At 41.9% G+C, this 19,580-nt stretch carries 19 protein-coding genes and 7 tRNA genes; 5 read left to right on the top strand and 21 right to left on the bottom strand.

Annotated elements, in window-relative coordinates:
• Positions 1-3: 3 nt before the first annotated feature.
• The 9 genes from AN394_RS17520 to dnaQ form a co-directional block, all read right to left on the bottom strand.
• A tRNA-Asp gene (locus AN394_RS17520) sits at positions 4-80 on the bottom strand.
• Positions 81-130: 50 nt separating this feature from the next.
• Positions 131-207 (bottom strand) — tRNA-Asp (locus tag AN394_RS17515).
• Between the two features lie 31 nt (positions 208-238).
• Positions 239-315 (bottom strand) — tRNA-Asp (locus AN394_RS17510).
• Between the two features lie 37 nt (positions 316-352).
• Positions 353-429: transfer RNA gene (locus AN394_RS17505), tRNA-Asp, on the bottom strand.
• A gap of 30 nt (positions 430-459) precedes the next feature.
• Positions 460-536: transfer RNA gene (locus AN394_RS17500), tRNA-Asp, on the bottom strand.
• 41 nt (positions 537-577) lie between these two features.
• Positions 578-654, bottom strand: a tRNA-Asp gene (locus AN394_RS17495).
• A gap of 27 nt (positions 655-681) precedes the next feature.
• Positions 682-758, bottom strand: a tRNA-Asp gene (locus AN394_RS17490).
• 98 nt (positions 759-856) lie between these two features.
• Positions 857-2,230, bottom strand: a complete 1,374-nt coding sequence (locus AN394_RS17485; RefSeq protein ID WP_055022143.1) for a TIGR03503 family protein — start codon at positions 2,228-2,230, stop codon at positions 857-859.
• A 9-nt stretch (positions 2,231-2,239) separates the two neighbouring features.
• Complete coding sequence (gene dnaQ, locus AN394_RS17480) at positions 2,240-2,950, bottom strand: DNA polymerase III subunit epsilon (protein WP_054561795.1); 711 nt, start codon at positions 2,948-2,950, stop codon at positions 2,240-2,242.
• A gap of 68 nt (positions 2,951-3,018) precedes the next feature.
• Here dnaQ and rnhA point away from each other — a divergent pair, with 68 nt between their 5' ends.
• Both rnhA and AN394_RS17470 read left to right on the top strand, forming a co-directional pair.
• Positions 3,019-3,486 carry a ribonuclease HI gene (rnhA, locus tag AN394_RS17475; RefSeq protein ID WP_054561796.1) on the top strand — a complete coding sequence of 156 codons (468 nt, stop codon included), beginning with the start codon at positions 3,019-3,021 and terminating at the stop codon, positions 3,484-3,486.
• 89 nt (positions 3,487-3,575) lie between these two features.
• Positions 3,576-4,439, top strand: coding sequence for an MBL fold metallo-hydrolase (locus AN394_RS17470; RefSeq protein WP_055022142.1), 864 nt, complete (start codon positions 3,576-3,578; stop codon positions 4,437-4,439).
• On the opposite strand, the gene AN394_RS17465 is transcribed toward AN394_RS17470, so the two are convergent.
• Positions 4,410-5,168 (bottom strand): class I SAM-dependent methyltransferase, encoded by a 759-nt coding sequence (locus AN394_RS17465; protein ID WP_055022141.1) that lies wholly within the window; start codon positions 5,166-5,168, stop codon positions 4,410-4,412. The two genes, AN394_RS17470 and AN394_RS17465, sit on opposite strands and share 30 nt — an antisense overlap.
• Positions 5,169-5,221: 53 nt before the next feature.
• Between AN394_RS17465 and gloB the strand changes: the two genes are divergently transcribed.
• Positions 5,222-5,995 carry a hydroxyacylglutathione hydrolase gene (gene gloB, locus AN394_RS17460; RefSeq protein ID WP_055022140.1) on the top strand — a complete coding sequence of 258 codons (774 nt, stop codon included), beginning with the start codon at positions 5,222-5,224 and terminating at the stop codon, positions 5,993-5,995.
• A gap of 147 nt (positions 5,996-6,142) precedes the next feature.
• Positions 6,143-7,729: a LysM peptidoglycan-binding domain-containing protein gene (locus tag AN394_RS17455; protein ID WP_055022139.1), complete on the top strand. Its 1,587-nt coding sequence runs from the start codon at positions 6,143-6,145 to the stop codon at positions 7,727-7,729.
• Between the two features lie 56 nt (positions 7,730-7,785).
• Here the strand turns inward: AN394_RS17455 and speB are convergent, their stop codons facing one another.
• The 5 genes from speB to AN394_RS17430 all read right to left on the bottom strand — a co-directional run bounded on the left by speB (position 7,786) and on the right by AN394_RS17430 (position 13,299).
• On the bottom strand, positions 7,786-8,709 hold the full coding sequence (gene speB / locus AN394_RS17450) for an agmatinase (RefSeq protein ID WP_055022138.1): 924 nt from the start codon (positions 8,707-8,709) through the stop codon (positions 7,786-7,788).
• A 3-nt stretch (positions 8,710-8,712) separates the two neighbouring features.
• A complete protein-coding gene (gene speA, locus AN394_RS17445) occupies positions 8,713-10,626 on the bottom strand; it encodes a biosynthetic arginine decarboxylase (RefSeq protein ID WP_055022137.1) in 1,914 nt (637 codons plus the stop codon).
• A gap of 292 nt (positions 10,627-10,918) precedes the next feature.
• Complete coding sequence (locus tag AN394_RS17440; protein WP_055022136.1) at positions 10,919-11,353, bottom strand: hypothetical protein; 435 nt, start codon at positions 11,351-11,353, stop codon at positions 10,919-10,921.
• A gap of 73 nt (positions 11,354-11,426) precedes the next feature.
• A complete protein-coding gene (locus tag AN394_RS17435) occupies positions 11,427-11,888 on the bottom strand; it encodes a GNAT family N-acetyltransferase (RefSeq protein ID WP_054561803.1) in 462 nt (153 codons plus the stop codon).
• Between the two features lie 433 nt (positions 11,889-12,321).
• On the bottom strand, positions 12,322-13,299 hold the full coding sequence (locus AN394_RS17430; RefSeq protein ID WP_055022135.1) for a transposase: 978 nt from the start codon (positions 13,297-13,299) through the stop codon (positions 12,322-12,324).
• 269 nt (positions 13,300-13,568) lie between these two features.
• On the opposite strand from AN394_RS17430, the gene cysZ reads away from it, so the two are divergent.
• Entirely contained in the window at positions 13,569-14,276 is a 708-nt protein-coding gene (gene cysZ / locus AN394_RS17425) for a sulfate transporter CysZ (RefSeq protein ID WP_200910023.1), read from the top strand.
• A 73-nt stretch (positions 14,277-14,349) separates the two neighbouring features.
• Here cysZ and rlmM read toward each other — a convergent pair whose 3' ends face one another.
• From rlmM to AN394_RS17395, 6 genes are all read right to left on the bottom strand, one after another.
• Positions 14,350-15,435 (bottom strand): 23S rRNA (cytidine(2498)-2'-O)-methyltransferase RlmM, encoded by a 1,086-nt coding sequence (rlmM, locus tag AN394_RS17420; protein WP_055022133.1) that lies wholly within the window; start codon positions 15,433-15,435, stop codon positions 14,350-14,352.
• Between the two features lie 9 nt (positions 15,436-15,444).
• Positions 15,445-15,813 carry a DUF423 domain-containing protein gene (locus AN394_RS17415; RefSeq protein ID WP_054551639.1) on the bottom strand — a complete coding sequence of 123 codons (369 nt, stop codon included), beginning with the start codon at positions 15,811-15,813 and terminating at the stop codon, positions 15,445-15,447.
• Positions 15,810-16,454, bottom strand: a complete 645-nt coding sequence (locus AN394_RS17410) for an alpha/beta family hydrolase (protein ID WP_055022132.1) — start codon at positions 16,452-16,454, stop codon at positions 15,810-15,812. The genes AN394_RS17415 and AN394_RS17410 overlap by 4 nt, the downstream gene beginning before the upstream one ends.
• Before the next feature lies 1 nt (position 16,455).
• Complete coding sequence (locus AN394_RS17405; protein WP_054561808.1) at positions 16,456-17,352, bottom strand: transcriptional regulator GcvA; 897 nt, start codon at positions 17,350-17,352, stop codon at positions 16,456-16,458.
• A gap of 100 nt (positions 17,353-17,452) precedes the next feature.
• On the bottom strand, positions 17,453-18,307 hold the full coding sequence (gene kdsA / locus AN394_RS17400) for a 3-deoxy-8-phosphooctulonate synthase (protein ID WP_054561809.1): 855 nt from the start codon (positions 18,305-18,307) through the stop codon (positions 17,453-17,455).
• A gap of 9 nt (positions 18,308-18,316) precedes the next feature.
• Positions 18,317-19,570 (bottom strand): DUF819 domain-containing protein, encoded by a 1,254-nt coding sequence (locus tag AN394_RS17395; protein WP_054561810.1) that lies wholly within the window; start codon positions 19,568-19,570, stop codon positions 18,317-18,319.
• Positions 19,571-19,580 lie beyond the last annotated feature (10 nt).

Genomic DNA, 19,580 nt, shown 5'->3' with positions numbered 1-19,580 from the left:
AAATGGCGGAGTGGACGGGACTCGAACCCGCGACCCCCGGCGTGACAGGCCGGTATTCTAACCAACTGAACTACCACTCCGCAGTGGTATGTGCATGGGGTAATGCACTTAATTTGTTTATGATATCAAATGGCGGAGTGGACGGGACTCGAACCCGCGACCCCCGGCGTGACAGGCCGGTATTCTAACCAACTGAACTACCACTCCGCATAGATATCATTGTTATTACTTAATTTGTTGGCGGAGTGGACGGGACTCGAACCCGCGACCCCCGGCGTGACAGGCCGGTATTCTAACCAACTGAACTACCACTCCGCGATACAAATTTTGTAATAAAATAGCGTTTAAATAGTGGCGGAGTGGACGGGACTCGAACCCGCGACCCCCGGCGTGACAGGCCGGTATTCTAACCAACTGAACTACCACTCCGCAGTATTTACTGCTATTTATTTTTCCTATTGGCGGAGTGGACGGGACTCGAACCCGCGACCCCCGGCGTGACAGGCCGGTATTCTAACCAACTGAACTACCACTCCGCAAAGGAAAATGTTTTACAACCATAAGTTGTGTAAGTAATTGGCGGAGTGGACGGGACTCGAACCCGCGACCCCCGGCGTGACAGGCCGGTATTCTAACCAACTGAACTACCACTCCAGCGCATACTTACAAATTGTCGAAAATTGGCGGAGTGGACGGGACTCGAACCCGCGACCCCCGGCGTGACAGGCCGGTATTCTAACCAACTGAACTACCACTCCACATTTTCGTTGCTGACTGAGTCTCCCCTGACAGCGGCGTGAATAATACGAATCACCCTCTGGTTCGTCAAGGGGTTTTTTGTATTTTTACAGGTTTTTTAGTCATCTGACATCGAAAGGTTTAAAATTTCACCTGATTTATCATTTTTTGAGCCATTTTTGCCAACTTCATTTTCATTCGTTGCTTGCTCATCATTTTCGGTTTGATTTTTTTTCTTTAAAAACGGTAAAGAAATTTTAAATTTCAGCGGTTTCTTCTGAACAAAAATTCTAATTGCCAGCCAACCTAATAAAAGGACGGTTAAATTTCCAACAACAATTAAGGTCACCATGAGCATGGTGGACGCTTTTTGTTCTTCTTCAAGAATTCGTTGTTGCTCTGCTTGCGCTTCTAAATCGATTTCAGGGCGAACAATTTCTGGTACAGCTTCAATTGGTCGCTCAATTTCAAATTTATAAGTAGGTAACGTCGCCATAAATTCACGGTCATTTATGTTGCTACCAAATACAGAGAGCTCAACACTGTATCGTCCCCAATCATAATTTTTAATTGCAAGCTCTCGTGTTTGCGATTTATCAGCATCTAAAGAGAACATTTGCTCTTCATTATTGGGGTAATATATTTTTCCTTGAATAAGTACAGTTTCTGCTTTAACGATTTCAGGATTTAACGAGATCGTTAAAATGTGGTCATCTTCATCTTGCTCAGCAAGTGCTACTTCATAATCAAAAGGCGGCTCATGCACGACTATTGGTTTTTGCACCACGGTACGCTTTAGTATAGGCGTTTCTATATATAGCTCTGGTTGCCACTCTCCTGCCGGAAAGACCAGTTTAAACTCACCGGTAAACACACCATCAAGCGGACGCTCATCAAAGCCACGGCCATCATCTCTAAAGTCGGTAACACTTTGCGTGCCCGCACCAAAGTTTGCGTAATCACTATTATTAGTGCTGACAAAATCAACGTGCAAACTTATCACATCGCGAAACTGGCCAACTTCTATTGGTTCACCATCATTTAATACGCGGCCAGTCAGCTTTACTGTTTCACCACGAAACAGCATAGGCGGGAGTGGATCAACATTAAGCTCTATTTCACCTAGCACCATAATACGGCTATCTGGCAAGATACTGCCGACCACTTGCCAAGGGCCAGGCATAGGGTTGCTAATGGTGATCAGGTCATAGCTCAGTTCATCATGCCAGTCGAGGTCATCATTGTTTACTGAGTCAGTAGCGTAATACTTAGTGCCGTCAGGGCGTACTAAAACAACGGCAGGAGCACCGCGTTTACGAAAGAAGAGTAAGGTTACTTTATCGACTTTATGGTCAATACGAAAACGGTTCTCTAGCAGGGGAATTTCATTTTGCACCCCATCACGTTCTAATGGGGTTATTTTATCTTGCTCGTTGGCAAATCCCGCTAAGGGAATTAAACACACTAATCCTGCTAGTAGTTGTTTTCTCATTTTATTACCTTATTCTGCACGCCATAGGCATTGGCCACCCTTTGCAACCAAGTCTAAACGCTCTTCGTGAGCGGCGTGCTCTTGTTCTGTTGCTCTTAATACCACAAGCGGTGCTCTATCGGCACTTAGTCGGCGAATACCACCAGCTTGTTGAGTTGAGCCTTCATCTTTATTTTGATTAAGATTCAGCTTTACTTGCCCACCCGTCATCGACAGGTAAACATCGGCTAAGATCTCAGAATCCAGTAAAGCGCCGTGTAACGTACGCTTTGAGTTATCAATATCGTAACGACGGCAAAGTGCATCAAGGTTATTCTTTTGACCTGGGTGCAAGTCACGCGCCATTTTTAAAGTATCAAGTACAGTACATACATCGGCAGTATTCGGAAAACCTTGATTTAACAATGCAAACTCATTATCCATGTGGCCGATATCGAACGCTGCGTTATGAATAACAAGCTCAGCCCCACGAATATACTCTAAAAACTCATGGGCAATTTGGTGGTACAGGGGTTTATCACGCAAAAATTCATTGGTGATACCGTGAACGTCTATTGCTTCTTCTTCTATTTCACGTTGTGGATTGATATACACATGAAAGTTGTTGCCAGTAAGACGGCGATTTACAAGTTCAACACAACCGATTTCAATAATGCGGTGGCCTTGCTTTGGGTCAATACCCGTGGTTTCTGTATCTAAAACTATTTGTCTATGTGCCATATCGTCTTAAGCCTGACTCTGGTATCTTTCTATATTCACTTTATTGTACACAATATCAAGGTAAAACAGTGCAGAAAACCGTAGAGATTTACACCGATGGATCATGTTTAGGAAATCCAGGGCCTGGAGGGTATGGCATCGTGATGCGATACAACGGCCACGAAAAGCAGTTAAGTCAAGGCTACACCCTAACAACAAATAATCGGATGGAAATGCTCGCAGCTATCGTTGCACTAGAAACCCTCACCCGCTCTTGTCACGTCATTCTGACGACCGATAGCCAATATGTGAAACAAGGCATTGAGTCATGGGTTGAAAATTGGAAAAAGCGCGGCTGGAAAACCGCTGCTAAAAAACCAGTTAAGAATGTCGATTTATGGAAACGACTCGATGCTGCCTGCCAACAACACGAGGTAGAATGGCGTTGGGTAAAAGGCCATAGCGGTAATAAATACAATGAGATTGTTGACGATCTTGCCCGCGAAGCAGCTGGCAGCGATCAATTACTTGAAGACACAGGTTACGACGGTAATTAAAGCCCCTTGAAATAAACTTGGCGCAGGTCGTTTTATATTTTTGTTATATGTTATAAGATTTAGCTATAACTAAATATAAAGGATTCATTATGGCTCTGCGCATTCACTCTTTTTTTCATCAACAAAGCGCCACTCTCTGTTACTTAGTCAGTTGCGAAAGCACTAAACAGTGCTTGCTGATTGATGCGCCAGCTGATTTTGATATGCCAAGTGGCGAGTTAAGTTTTACCACCGCCAATGAGATCATTAACTATATAAAGACTGAGCAGCTGACACTACAATGGCTTCTTGAAACTCATGCCCATGCTGACCATATCACCGCAGCAAGTTACATAAAGCAGCAATTACAAGACACACACCCTTGTAAACTCGGCACGGGTGAAGGGATCACACAAGTGCAACAACACTTTAGCCAACTTTATAATCTTGATATGCCATGTAATGGTGAACCTTTTGATGCTTTATTTGCTGATAAAGCACAATTTCAGTTAGGTGATTACACAGTAGATGTGATTGCCACACCGGGCCATACACCTGACAGCGTGTGTTTTCACATTAATGGCAATGTATTTGTTGGCGACACCTTCTTTATGCCAGACAGTGGCACAGCCCGCTGTGATTTCCCAGGAGGCAGTGCCGGTGAGTTATATGATTCACTACAGCGAATTTTAGCGTTTCCTGACGATACGCTACTTTGGATGTGTCATGACTATCAACCAGATGGCCGCCCTCTTGCGAACAAAACCACAGTGAAAGAACAGCGTGAGCAAAACATTCATTTAAAAGGGGATAAACAAAGCTTTATTGCGACTCGGGAAGGCCGTGATGCAACCTTGGCTGTACCAAAGCTGTTGCACCCTTCTATTCAATTAAATATTCGTGCAGGCCAGTACCCAAGTAAAACAGACACGCAACAACACTATTTAGCTATCCCACTCACAGTGCTGCTTTGATGTTTGCCTGAGCCCTGCTCCTTTTACCGGCGAAAATTGCGGCCTTGCATGCCATTTAGGTTTAATTGGTGTAAGCGGGGCCACACGTTTTCGAGCCACTAGCATATAAACACTGCCCATTGGCTTTAAATATTGTTGACCAAAACTGCGCCACGCAGCAAAACGCGACAAACGGTTGCCTCTTGCAAGCGATGAATGGATAAATCGCTCGTCGGAAATAATCTCAAAGCCTAATAGATTCAACCAGTCTTTTACTCGTGATGGCGTAAAAAAGCGCCCTGTCCAAGGTAACTTTTGGCGACTAAAAGGTAAAAGCTGCGCCAAGCCACACAAGCTAAACGGGTTAAAGCCCGTGATCACCAGATAGCCACCGGGAATTAAAGTACGATGTGCTTCACGTAAGATGTGGTGTGGATCAGAATGATATTCTAAGCAATGCGATAATATACAAGCATCAACACTGTGCTCATAAAAAGGCAGCTCGTCTACATCAGCAATAACACCTGTAAATAACCCCTGCTCTGCTACACAAACTTGATGCTTAATAGGACTTTCACTGGTTGCCAGCTCGCCACTTAAATTACCAAGTTTGAGCATGTGATAGCCAAACATGCGTGGCAACCATGGCGTTAGCTTACGTTCAATTTCAGCACGTAAATAGTCGCCATGAGGGAACTGCTGCCAAGTGTATGGCTTAGGACCTTCTTGAAAACTAAGGGCTGGTTTCATTTTCTGAGCTCGTTATACTGTGTGTTAACTGTCACTTTATAGAGCAATTAAACATGGTGCAAGTTAAAGCAATTAAAGCCTTTTCTGATAATTACATTTGGTGCATCAGCAATGAAGCTGAGCAAACAGCCTGGGTCGTCGACCCAGGTCAAGCAGAGCCTGTTTTAAACTATCTGAGCGAGCATAACTTAACACTTAGCGGTATTTTGATTACTCACCACCATTATGACCATACCGATGGCGTGGCTGCACTGGTTAAGGAATTTCGTGATATTCCGGTTTATGGGCCAAGACATAGCCCTTTTAAAGGTATTACTCATTGCGTATCAGAAGCGGATAAAGTCACTGTTTATGATTACACCTTTACCGTGCTTGCGACACCTGGTCATACCCTAGACCATGTTTGTTACATTAATGACGAATTAAGTTTTACTGGCGACACCTTATTTAGTGCTGGCTGCGGACGATTATTTGAAGGCAGCGCAGAACAAATGTGGCACTCGTTATGTAAACTAAGAGCCCTGCCAGATGAGTGTAAAATTTACTGCACCCATGAATACACGCAAGCCAACTTAGCTTTCGCAAAAGCTGTAGAACCAAACAATGAGTACTTACTCAGCTACAGTGATGAAGTTGATGCGCTGCGTGCCAAAGACGAAATAAGCTTGCCAACCCAGTTAGGCGTGGAAAAACAAATAAATCCATTTTTACGTAGCAATATAGCAACAATCACTGATGAGCTTCCTGATGAGCTAAAAATTAATTTGGATCTGAATGAACCTTGGCAACGCTTTGCAGGTCTCAGAGCCTGGAAAGATAACTTTTAAAAAAACGTAAACACCGGTAGTTACAATTTTGTATATTTAGATCAGCATCTTGCAATAATAAGCTGACATAAACTGGTCATAAAGTGGCAATATGTTCTCAGAGCAGGTAATATTCGCCGAGTTTTTTTACCTGATGTATGGGTATATATGTATAAGTCTCCTTTAGTTTTATCACTTGCGCTGATTTTAAGCGGCTGTCAATTAACAGCTTCTGATTCAACAAGCACAGATGTTGCAAGCAATAATGTTGAGCAACAATTAGACGGCGCAAGTCCGAGCGATATCAATGATGCATTGATGATCAACGCTCAATATCAACAATTAACCGATATTGATGAGCCGCCTCCTGTATTTGATGATGTATGGGAACGTATTCGTTATCAGCTTTCGATTGATGTGCCACAAAACCGCCCAGTTGTTGCAGAGCGCAACTATTATGCACGTCATCAGGCCTATTTAGATCGTATCTCTAAACGCGCTGAGCCTTACTTATACTTTATTGTAGAAGAAGTCGAAAAGCGTCAAATGCCAATCGAAATTGCGCTTTTACCTATTGTAGAAAGTGCGTTTGACCCATTTGGTTATTCACATCGCAGTGCTTCTGGCATTTGGCAATTTATGCCACAGACTGGTGAGCGTTTCGATTTAAAACAAAACTGGTGGTATGACGGTCGCCGTGACATTGTACAATCGACCCGTGCAGCGCTAGATTACTTATCATATTTACACAAAACCTTAGAAGGCGATTGGCTAAATGCCATTGCAGCCTATAACTCAGGTGAAGGTCGTTTACTGCGTGCCATTAAAAAGAACCGTAAAAAACATTTACCAACGGATTTTTGGTCACTTGATTTACCAAGAGAGACCACAGCCTACGTACCTAAGCTATTAGCGCTGTCTGATCTGGTAAAACGCAGTGACGAATTTGGTGTTAAGTGGCAACCAATTCTTAATGCTCAAGTCGTTGAAGCAGTTAATGTAGGGAGTCAAATTGACTTAGCACTTGCGGCTGACATGGCAGGTATTAGCTTAACAGAGCTTTATCGTTTAAACCCTGGCTTCAATCGCTGGGCGACGGATCCAAACGGTCCACACTTTTTATTATTACCGTCTGATAAAGTTGAAGCGTTTACTGACAAGTTAGCTAAAACAGAGCAAAAAGACCGCCTACGCTGGCAGCAATATATTGTTGCACGCGGTGACAGTTTATCTGTGATTGCGAAGAAGTTTTCGACAAGCACAAACGCGATTAAAACACTGAATAAGCTTTCATCGAATACTATTCGTGTTGGTCAGCAATTGCTTGTGCCACTAAGCGATGGTGAGATTAATAGCCAGCATTTACCAAAATCAGTACGTATGGCGGCTAATAAAGCAACACGTAAAAAACTTAGCCATAAAGTCGCCAGTGGCGATACTCTGTGGGATATCAGCCGTGAGTACGATGTGACCATAGCTGAACTTGCAACATGGAATAAGCTGAAAAAAGACGCTGTACTGCGTGTTGGTCAAAAGCTAACTGTGTATAAGCAAGAAAAATCACAACTTGCTGCTACACAAATCAAAGAGCGCACCATTACCTATAAAGTTCGTCGTGGTGACTCGTTAGCGCGCATTGCTGCTAAGTTTAATGTGTCTGTAGAAGATATTATTAAATGGAACTCATTAGCTGGGCAAAAATACATTCAACCTGGGCAAAAGCTTAAATTAAAGGTTGATGTTCGAAGCGCTTAATTGCTTCATCAAATATCAAAAAAAGAGCGCCTAATGGCGCTCTTTGTCTCTCTCATTTAGTATTTATGCTTCAAAGCCCATAAGTGTAATAACTCATTGGCAATGGTCGCTGCGGCAATCGCCGTTAATTCACTTTGGTCATAGGATGGCGACACTTCAACCACATCCATACCGACCATATTAATGCCTTTCAATGCACGAAGTACTTTGAGTACTTTATCGCTGGTTAAGCCACCACATACTGGCGTGCCTGTCCCTGGAGCGAATGCGGGATCAAGGCAGTCAATATCAAAGGTTAAGTACACAGGTAAGTCACCGATGCGCGCTTTGATTTGCTCTGCGATATCTTGCGCTGGCAAATCATTGGCTGCCATTGCGTCTATCACCGCAAACTCATGTTTGCTTTGATCAAAATCAGTACGAATACCAATTTGAATACTGTGATCAACATCAATAAGCCCTTCCATCGGCGCATGATAAAACATGGTGCCGTGATCATAGCGAGAGCCATTGCTGTAAGTATCTGTGTGGGCATCAAAATGCACTAATGCCATTTTACCGTGTTGTTTTGCATGGGCACGCAGTAGCGGCAAAGTCACAAAGTGGTCGCCACCTAAACCTAATAATGTTTTACCTTGGCGAAGAATTTGCTCAGCGGCTAATTCTAACTGCGCGGTAAAATATTCTGGGTCGCCTACTGGGTAAGTAAAATCCCCCGCATCAGCTAATTTTAAACGCTCAAACAACGGAAACGTCCACGGGTACTTGGTTTCTTCCCATGCGAGGTGCACTGAGGCACGACGAATTGCGTCAGGTCCTAAACGTGCACCAGGGCGACCTGAGGTCGCCAAATCAAAGGGTAAACCTAACACCACTACATCGGCATCGATTGCTGTGATGTTTTGCACCATCGGCTGACGTAAAAACGTCATGCCGTTTGAGTACAATGAATGATCTGTGTGGTCAAACAATGTCGACATTGCTTATAACTCTTCTAAATAAGTGTAACCGTTTAAGCCAGTTTGCAGCTCATCTAATACGCTTTGCTGCTCAGTTTCTGGCAATTTAGCTGCCACCAGCTGGGCGTAAGATTGCTGGAAGCTTTCTACATCTAAATGTACGTAACGCATCATGTCTGCAACGGTATCACCTTCGTTAACTTCAGTGATTTGCGCCTGACCTTGCTCATCCATTTTTATAATTGCACTGTGTGTGTCGCCAAATAAGTTGTGCATATCACCTAAAATCTCCTGATAAGCACCCACTAAGAAAAAGCCCATTAAATAAGGTTTTTCTTCGCTAAAAGCTGGCACAGGTAATGTGCTTTCAATACCTTGACCGTCGACATAGTGCTCCATAGCACCGTCTGAATCGCAAGTGATATCAAGTAACACAGCGCGTTTTTGTGGTGCTTCTGTTAAACCACTTAATGGTAGAACAGGAAACACTTGGTCAATACCCCATGCATCCGGTAATGACTGGAACAATGAAAAGTTCACAAAAAACTTATCTGCTAAACGCGCATTCAATTCATCAATAATCGGGCGATGAAAACGGTTTTTGTTATCCATATGTTTGTTAAGTTCATAACATACACGTAAGTTAACTTGCTCCGCCCATGCTCGCTCTGTTAAATCTAACAAACCAAGTGCAAATTGATTATGTGCTTCGGCTAAATCGCCTTGGCTATCATGATAAATTTCGATTAATGCACGGTCATCATTGTCATCACTTAACTGCTGCCATGACGTCCACATGTTTTTTAATAATAGTGGTGCATCAGCGGCTGGCGCTTGAATGTCTTCTGGTACATAGCTTTCGGTACCAATAACATTCGAGATCAATACAGCATGGTGCGCTGTTAACGCACGACCTGACTCAGAAATAATGCGCGGCATTGGCTGCTCATATAACTTACAGGTATCACCAATGGTGTATACGATGTTATTAGCGTATTCACTTAGGCTGTAGTTCATTGAGTTATGTGACTGGCTACGAGTACCGTCATAATCTACCGCTAAACCGCCACCCACATCTAAGCAATCAATTTGTGCACCTAACTTGCGTAACTCACAGTAAAAACGCGCAGCTTCACTCACACCTAAACGAACATCGCGGATGTTTGCCATTTGCGAGCCTAAGTGAAAGTGTACAAGTTGGATCAGATCAAGTTGATTAGATGCTTTAAGGCGATTAACCACACTGAGTACTTGCGATGCCGACAAACCAAATTTTGATTTTTCGCCACCACTTGCTTGCCATTTGCCTTTACCTTGCGATGCTAAACGTACGCGAATACCAATGCGTGGCTTTACGTTTAACTCTTTTGCTTGGCTAAGCACCATGTCTAGCTCAGACAGTTTTTCAAGAACAATGTAAACCTTGTGACCTAGCTTTTCGCCAATCAATGCTAAACGAATGTATTCTTGGTCTTTGTAGCCATTACATACAATTACCGCACTGGTTTTTTCAGCCATCGCTAATACAGTTAATAGCTCAGGCTTACTGCCCGCTTCTAGGCCCAATTGTTTCTTTTCAATATCAGCTTGGCTTGCAACAATTTCTTCAACAACTTCACGCTGTTGGTTTACTTTAATTGGGTAAACAAGCAAATAGTCTTTCGGGTAACCATAATTTTCAATCGCCGTGTTAAATGCCTGACATAAGCTATGTACACGATGATGTAAAATTTGTGGAAAACGAACTAACGCAGGCAAGCTTAAGCCTTTATCTTGTAACTGCTGTGCGATATCGATTAGTGCAATGGTTTGCTCTGGGGCATGGGCCTTTGGCGCAACATACACATCACCTTGATCATTAATACCAAAGAAACCTTGGCTCCAATGACGAACATTATAACTCGTGCGAGCTTGTTCTAGTGATGTTGTCTCTTTCATCTATCTTTCTCTTTTATTTTAGTAGTGCCGAAATCGGCAAGGGTTGTTGCCGCGCATTAAATGAAAAATAGTGATTCAAGTCCAACAAGAATTTTTACTCGTAACGAGTGATTTTTGATGTGAAAAACTAATCGATAACCCCCCAATTTTATTAGGGTTTAATGTGGTTGTTAGATTTTAAAATTCCTTTAGATGGACAGGCACTCAATATGGCAAATGAGCAATTTTTAAAAGGACAGTCACTGCAAAAATATATGTTAGAAAATATGTGTTTGTGAAATCCATCTTCATTTCAATGGACAGGCACTACTTTTGTGATGTCATCAGCTTTTGAAGAGTTTGACCCTAGTTGCCTCCACGCTTCATATTGCTCATTGCCATGCCACGTAATACCAATATACTCTTGCCAGTTTTCGAAATCTGTTGTGCGATATTTTTCAACACCACAGCCACCTGCGCCAAAAGCAGTGCGGCAAATTTTTACAGTAAGATGAGTACCGTCAAAATTCAGCTGTGATTGCTTATTATTGCAAACACTTAAAGGACGAGTAGGAAGTGTAAGAATTACTTTTGTTTTTATAGTGCCATTATGATTGAAGACACCAGTGAGGGAATGACATGAGTTTAAATAGAACTGAGTGGCACCAATAGTAAGGTCTGGCTGCTTATTTTTAGTAAAATTAGATAGCTTCGGTTTATCACCGCAAGAAGCTATCAATAAAATCATAGTAAAACATAAGATTTTTAAGGAGTATTTATAAATTAAGGTGACCTCACTAAAACATGGCTTAACACTTAAATTATTGGTTAAGCCCTAGCTCCATAAATAAACTTTGTGGATTTTCACTGTAGTTACCAAACGGACCACAACGATTGAAACCTAAGTTTTCGTATAGGCTAATAGATTCTGTTTGCTTAGGACCTGTTTCTAATCGAATTAGTGGAATTTGCTGCTCACCGGCGTGATGCAGTAATATTTGCATAATTCGACGTGATAGCCCTTTACCACGGTAGCTGGGCTTTACATATAGACGGCGGATTTCACCGTATGGAGGGTTGCCTTCTTGCATCACTATCGCGCCACATGCAACAATACCATCTTCATTTTTTAAGCCTATAGCATAAACATTAGGCTCAGCTAACTCTTCAAGACTTAGAGATTGGGCGGTAGCAACAGGGTATAATGAGTTTATGAGTCGGTCTATATCAGAAAACACGTTAACTACTTCAGGATCATGTGGATTTAAATCGACTAACTGCATAAAACTCCCATTTTTATATGTCGGTTTTGTTAATGATGTTAACAATAATATCGGATATTAGTCTGATCCTCTACTCTTGTTTTCAATATTCATTTTTATAGGTACTGTTCAGACCGCCATACTATCGCTTAGTTCAACGGTATGTAACTGAAAAAACGCCCAGTTGATAAAAATTAAAGTCCAACCTACACCACCCTATTTAGGATTAATGCTTTCTGCTGACAAATTTTAACAAGACTGTCACTTAAAAATAAAAGCCTTAGAGTTGAAATGAAATTCATCTTAGTTTCAGTTGAAAATGACTTCGCAGAACCACTTATTTAGAAAGTACTGATTTATTCTTAAATTTTGGGACCTATTTCAATATGTATGAGAACCTCTAGACATACTAAAGCGGTGAACTTAAATCCTCCTTACAAAAATCACATAGAAATTAGCTAGCAAACAATAATCGACTATTAGTACAGTTACTTCGTCGCCTGCGAGCAGTTTTACTACAATAATTTTCAATTGCACCTACTCGACCTACAGCTCCATGAAATAAGTTTTCAAAGTGGGTTGTTAGTGTTAACCATTTTTCCGGTTCGAAATTCAGCCTTTCAAGAATAGGAGGTAAATGATGTTCTATAAATCCGGGCTTATTAGTACAAATACAACGCCCAGTTTGCTCTACCAGTAGCAGGTATGACTTTAACTCAAAAGGTATTCCCTTTGATTTATACTTACTCATACCACCAATAAAACGAGCTAGTACTTTAGGTTGCTTTGATTCCTTCATGCTCTGGCATCGCTTTTTAAAACTGGTATAGTCCGATTGCTCCGGCGTGCTCGCAGCTTTAGCACGAACAGGGTTTAAGTCAACATAGGCCATACATGCTAAAAGCGCTGATTCATCAAGCAATGCTTGGCTCTTAAAGCGTCCTTCCCAAAAGTGACCCGTACACTCGTCTTCTTTATTTGCACGCCTGGCAATATATTCATTAAGCATCCTCATGAACCAACTAATGCTCGAAAGACGCGATCTATATTCTGCAACCTCTTTATTTAAGAAGACTTGTTGGCCGTCACTTAACGGCTCACCATAGAGAAACTTTTGGCCTAACGGGGTCATTTTACTGAGCTTAAACCAGCGTAAAAGGATGGCCTTATCGGTTAGCCTATTTGCTTTTTTATCATCAACATAAAGCACAATATGAGTATGATTGCTCATCACCGCATAAGCACATACATCAATACAAAATACCTTTGCAAGAGCAAGCAGGCGCTCTTCAACCCACCATCTGCGATGTTCATATGATTTACCTGTGAGTACGTCTTCCCCGCAAAGGTAGGCACGCCTAACACAACGGGATACACAATGATAATATTTGGTGTTCGACAAACAGATTTGCCGCTTCCTTGCTAAAGCCATCGTCCACTCCTTGAACTGATAATTTGAAATGCATTAGCTGTAACTAAAGTGTAGACAAAAATTTTTATGCTGCAAGAGCACTTAAATGTAGTGACTGTCCATTTAAATTTGTTCCTCTAGATTTCAACTAAGTACTGGGCTTAAAATGACTGTCCACGTAAAGAGTTAAACACTTTGTTACGGAAAAAAGCTGTTCAAATATCGTTAAAACCATATACTGCAAACAACAAGAAAAAAGATGAGGTTTTCTCGTGCAGTTCACTCAAGGTATGGAATACTTCTTTTCTGGCTTTAAGTTAATTAGCCAAAAGGGGTTGAAACGTTTTGTACTTATTCCTTTAACAATCAATATCCTGCTTTTTGGTAGTTCGCTGTTTTTTTTATATGGCTGGCTTACCGATGGCTTTGCTTACATGAACTCGTTATTACCCGAATGGCTTAGCTGGCTCGAATGGCTAATGTGGCCGATTGCCGTGCTGGTGATTTTATTTAGTTACAGCATGCTCTTTACGGTAATCACTAATTTTATAGCAGCCCCATTTAACGGCCTACTCAGTGAAAAAGTTGAGCTTTACTTAACAGGGCAAAAAATTAATGACGACAGCCTTTTCGATACAATGAAAGATGTGCCACGTATGCTCGGCCGAGAATGGACAAAACTGTGCTATTACCTACCACGTGCTATTGGCTTTTTTATTTTGTTGTGGATTTTACCTGTGATCGGGCAAGTTTTATGGGTGTTATTCACCTGTTGGATGTATGCAGTGCAATACGAAGACTACGCGTTCGATAACCATAAAATTAGCTTTGACGAAATGAAAAATGACTTAAAGCAAAAGCAAACACTTTCTTATGGTTTTGGATTAGCGGTAATGATTTTAACTGCCATTCCATTCGTAAACTTAATTGTCATGCCTGTTGCTGTGTGCGGTGGTACTCGTTTATGGGTCGATAATTATCGTAGTAAATACCGTTAAAAATTAGGTTTTCAGATACCTATTAAAAAGGCCAATAGCTCACACTATTGGCCTTTTTAATTTCAAATTAAGGTTAACTGTAAAGGCTCTGTGGCACCTTGGTTACATTTAAATGTACGGTGACTTCTTCACGGTCATGATATAAATGCTTGGCTTGTAATTCGTAACTTACACCATACTTTTCAAGCTCTTCTTTAATCATTTTTAAACACTCGTAAACGCTATCAAAACGTTTTTTCATCGGTAGTTTAAGATTAAAAATAAGCTCTTTTGCGTAGGCATTCACCGCCCAATCTATCATAAGGTTGGTCACTTTAGCCGGCTTTTCTACCATGTCACACACTAACCATTGAATATTGCGCTTTTCTGGGCGGTATTTAAAACCATCTACTCTAAAGTGCTTTACCTGACCAGTTTCCATCAAGTCATCATTCATAGGGCCATTATCGATTGCGCTTACAAACATTCCACGGCGCACTAGCTGATAAGTCCAACCACCAGGGCAAGCACCTAAATCAACACCTCGCATGCCAGGTTGCATACGCTCTTCAGCTTCATGAGGTGGAATAAATACGTTAAAAGCTTCATCGAGTTTTAACGTTGAGCGGCTTGGCGCATCATTAGGCATACGTAAACGCGGAATGCCCATAAAGAAAGGCGAATTATTAAATGTGTATGAGTAGCCAACATAAGCACTGTCGTTTGCTAAAAATAACACATGCATAACGGGTTTTTTCTCGGCAAGCTCGCGTGTTACCTTCGAGCGCTTTTCAAGCGATTTTTTCAGTGGCGTCGAAATCTTCTTGCAGAACTTACTAAGCTCTTTACCTTCATTGGTGTCTGGCGTTTCTACACGTAGGTCACCACATTCAGGAAACTCAGCGGCAGCTTCAACAATAGCACTTACACGGTCTTCAAGTGGCATGTTATCGACTAAGGTGCCAGTAAACCATTGGCGCGCAAATACCATATTCTTGAAATCTACTTTTTTGATGATTTCTTCACCGTGGCTTGCATCAAAACATTCGTAAACAACAATACCTGTATTTGGTTTTGTTTTTACGTAACCTGCAAAGCCTTGTTCAGCAGCCTGAAAAGTAATTTCAGCAGCGGCATCATTTTCAAAACCACTGCGACAATAAATAACTACACTCGACATAGATAACCCTTAAAACTTATATCGTGCTGCTTGAACTAACAAAATAGCCCAACCAATAATAAAACAAACACCGCCAATTGGGGTGATAGGCCCAAGCCACTTCATGCCCGTTAGTGCGAGTAAATACAAACTACCGCTAAATAACACGGTCCCTGCGATAAAAAATCCACCAGCCCAGCTTAAGTTCATGCCCCACTTAATTAAGATAGCAATTGCTATCAATGCAAGGCCATGCACCATTTGGTATTCAGCAGCGGTTTTAAAAATTCCAATCGCATACTCAGAAACACGGCTTTTTAAACCATGAGCAGCAAATGCGCCAAGCATTACCGAAAGCATGCAAAATAAGCTACCAATCATTAAATATAGTTTTATCATTGCGCATCTCCAGCCGCTAAATTCATAATAAACTGCGCTGCATAATCTGCAGCTTGCTGTAAGTTTTCTTGTTCTGTAATGCCACTTTTTTTACGAGGTTTTAATGAGTGGTCACCATCTTTGAGAAATTTAATCTCTGGCGGATTAACCATTTCAAGCTCAGCGAGTTCTTGCTGATTACCAAATGTATCGCGTTCACCTTGCAGGACTAAAAAAGGGCATGGCATATCAACAAAATGCTCTATACGCAGTTTTTCGGGTTTACCCGGTGGGTGAAACGGATAGCCAAAAGCAACCACGCCAGCAATTTGAGCTTGGTCCTGCTCGTTACAGAGCATAGAAGCCATACGCCCACCCATAGATTTACCCCCAATAAATAGCGGCAATTCTGGCTGGCGCTCGGCTAAAACTTCACTAAAGTAGGCAAGTAACTTAGGAGCACGCTCGGGTGGTCTACGCTTGCCTGTTTCTTTTGCAATTTGCATATACTGAAAATCAAACAGCGCTACATCAATATCATGCTGACTAATCAAGTTAGCCATTGTTTGCATAAACTCAGAATCACTGCCTGCCCCTGCACCATGGGCAAATATAAATTGTGCACGCGCCTTGCCCGTTGCACTTTTAAACCACTGTAACATGTTAATACTCTTGTTCTTGCTCAACTAAACTCAGCATCCAGTCTTTGAAAGAGACTATTTTACCAAGCTCTGTTTGAGATTCGCGGATCACTAAATAGTAGGCATTTTTACTTTCTAATGAGTGACTAAATGGAATGACGAGTCGGCCCGCATCAATATCAGGTTTTGCTAAAACGCTATTACCAATTGCAACCCCCTGCCCATGAACCGCTGCTTGCAATACCATCGATGAGTGACTAAAAATCGGCCCTTGGTTAACTTGTACATTACGTACACCTGCCGTTTTCATCCAGGTTTTCCAATTTTTACGGGTGGTATCATGCAATAAGGTATGATTTGCTAAATCACTGGGTTGATTAAGCGGCTTAGGGCCCGTTAACAACAATGGGCTACATAATGGCACTAAGTATTCAGTGTGCAGCTTATATGTCTGCACCCCGCTCCAGTGACCACGGCCGTAGTAAATAGCAATATCTACATCGTCAGAAAGTGAATTTTCATCCTGATCTTGCGCCTTAATTCGCACGTCGATTTCTGGATGTAACTCATTAAATAAACTAAGTCTGGGTACTAACCATTGAATCGCAAAGCTTGGCGTTAAACTTACCGTGAGTGAACCTTTCGCACCTCGGGCTAGCAGTTTTTCTGTGGCATCTATCAGCTGGGTAAAGATCTCTTTAATATCTAAAAAGTAGCCTTGCCCTTCTTCGGTTAACAGCAAAGAACGATTCTTTCGTAAAAATAGCTTTAAACCTAAATGCTCTTCAAGGGTTTTAATTTGGTGGCTCACCGCGGCCTGCGTTACATATAGCTCTTCTGCTGCTTTGGTAAAGCTCAAATGGCGGGCAGCGGCTTCGAATGCTTTTAGTGCATTTAAAGGAGGTAAACGACGAGACATAAACACCAAACTTAGAATTAGTTTTTCTTATGCATCGATTATAGCGATACAAATAAAAAAAGGCGACCATGGTCGCCTTATTCATACTTATATACTTAAATTATAAATCGCTTGCGCTGGTATCGAGTGGTGCAAAGCTTTTAACTAAGTCATCAACCGCTTTCATTTGCGATAAATAACCTTCTAGCTTGCTTAGTGCAAGTGCACATGGACCATCACATTTTGCTTCATTCGGATTAGGGTGCGCTTCAATAAATAAACCTGCAATGCCTAATGCCATACCACTGCGAGCAAGTTCTGCAGCTTGAGCACGACGACCATCCGCAGAGTCAGCTCGGCCACCTGGGCGTTGTAATGCGTGAGTTGCATCAAAGATTACCGGCGCCATAGGTTTCATATCATCCATACCAAGCATATCAACCACAAGGTTGTTATAACCAAAGCTAGTACCACGCTCACACAGTGCAACATTGTTGTTGCCCGCTTCATTAAACTTTTTAATGATATGACGCATTTCGTGTGGTGCTAAAAACTGTGGTTTTTTCACGTTGATGATGGCACCCGTTTTTGCCATAGCAACAACTAGGTCAGTTTGACGAGCTAGGAATGCCGGTAACTGAATTACATCAACCACTTCAGCTACAGGAGCAGCTTGATGCGGCTCATGTACGTCGGTGATAAGTGGCACATTAAAAGTAGATTTAATTTCTTCAAAGATTTTTAAACCTTCTTCCATGCCCGGGCCTCGGTATGAGTTAATTGAAGAGCGATTAGCTTTATCAAAAGAGGCTTTAAAAACGTATGGAATGTTTAGCTTTGATGTTACTTCTACGTAATGCTCCGCAATACGCATCGCTAAATCACGTGATTCAAGTACGTTCATACCACCAAACAATACAAATGGTTTGTCGTTGGCTAATTCAATCTCGTTAATTTTAATTAACTGGTTGTTCATTTCTATTCCTTAAGGTGCAACAGCTTGTAGCATTAATCCACAAATATAAGCCATGTAGGTACCAACACCATAGCCTAAAACAGCAAGTAAAACACCTACTGGCGCAAGCGATGGGTGGAAAGCTGATGCAACAACAGGTGCTGATGCCGCGCCGCCTACATTGGCTTGAGAGCCTACTGCCATGTAAAACAGTGGAGCTTTAATTAATTTCGCCACAATAAGCATTAAGCTTGCATGGGTAATCATCCAAATCGCACCGAGTACAAAGTACATTGGCGAGTCAAAAATCGCGGTAATATTCATGTGTAAGCCAATTGAAGCAACAAGGATATATAAAAAGCTTGATGCTACTTTTGACGCACCAAAAGCTTCAATATGGCGAACTTTAGTAAACGATAAACTAATACCAATTGTGGTAGAGATAACAATTAACCAGAAGAATTTACTGTTTAAACTATACTCTTGTGCCCATGGGAAGTTAGCCCCAAAAAACGGACCTAAAAAGTCAGCACAAAAATGCGCAAGGCCTGTAATACCAAAGGCAATTGCAATAATCGTCATGTAATCATTTAAGGTAGGCATGCGCGCATGCTCAGCGTGATACTTTTCTACGCGCTCTTTTAAATCTTCAATTGCACGCGTATCCGCGCCTGTTTTAGCATCAATCGCCTTATGGTTTGCTGCCATTAATAACAGTACGGCCATCCATAAGTTAGCCACAATTACGTCAACAGTCACCATTGCAGAGAAGATATCGCCGCCTACTTCAAACATTTCTTTCATTGAAGCTTGGTTTGCGCCGCCACCAATCCAGCTGCCGGCAATGGTCGTCATACCACGCCACACTGCGTCAGGGCCATGACCACCCACAGCTTCTGGGTAAACGGCACTCATCACTAAAATAGCCAGTGGGCCACCGATAACAATACCCATGGTGCCTGTTAAAAACATGATTAATGCTTTCGGGCCTAGATTAAGAATCGCTTTTAAATCAATACTAATTGTAAGCAATATTAAGCAAGCTGGTAGTAAATAGCGCGACGCCACAAAATATACATTTGAAGAATGGCCATCAACAATCCCAAAGGTATTGAGTAATGATGGTAAAAAGTAGCAAAGCAATAATGCCGGTACATATTTATAAAATTTTTGGCAGGCAGCATTATTACTGTGCGAGGTTTTAAAAATAAACCCCAAAATAACGGCAAGCAAACCAAGTACGACTGCGTCATTGGTAATTAGCGCACTGTGGGCGTCAGTCATAAATGTTCCT

Origin of the sequence: Pseudoalteromonas sp. P1-26 (assembly GCF_001401795.1) — a bacterium.
In the GTDB taxonomy this organism is placed as follows: Bacteria; Pseudomonadota; Gammaproteobacteria; order Enterobacterales; family Alteromonadaceae; genus Pseudoalteromonas.
The sequence above is the reverse complement of the archived record's forward strand: the minus strand, read 5'-3'. Positions and strand labels throughout refer to the sequence as shown.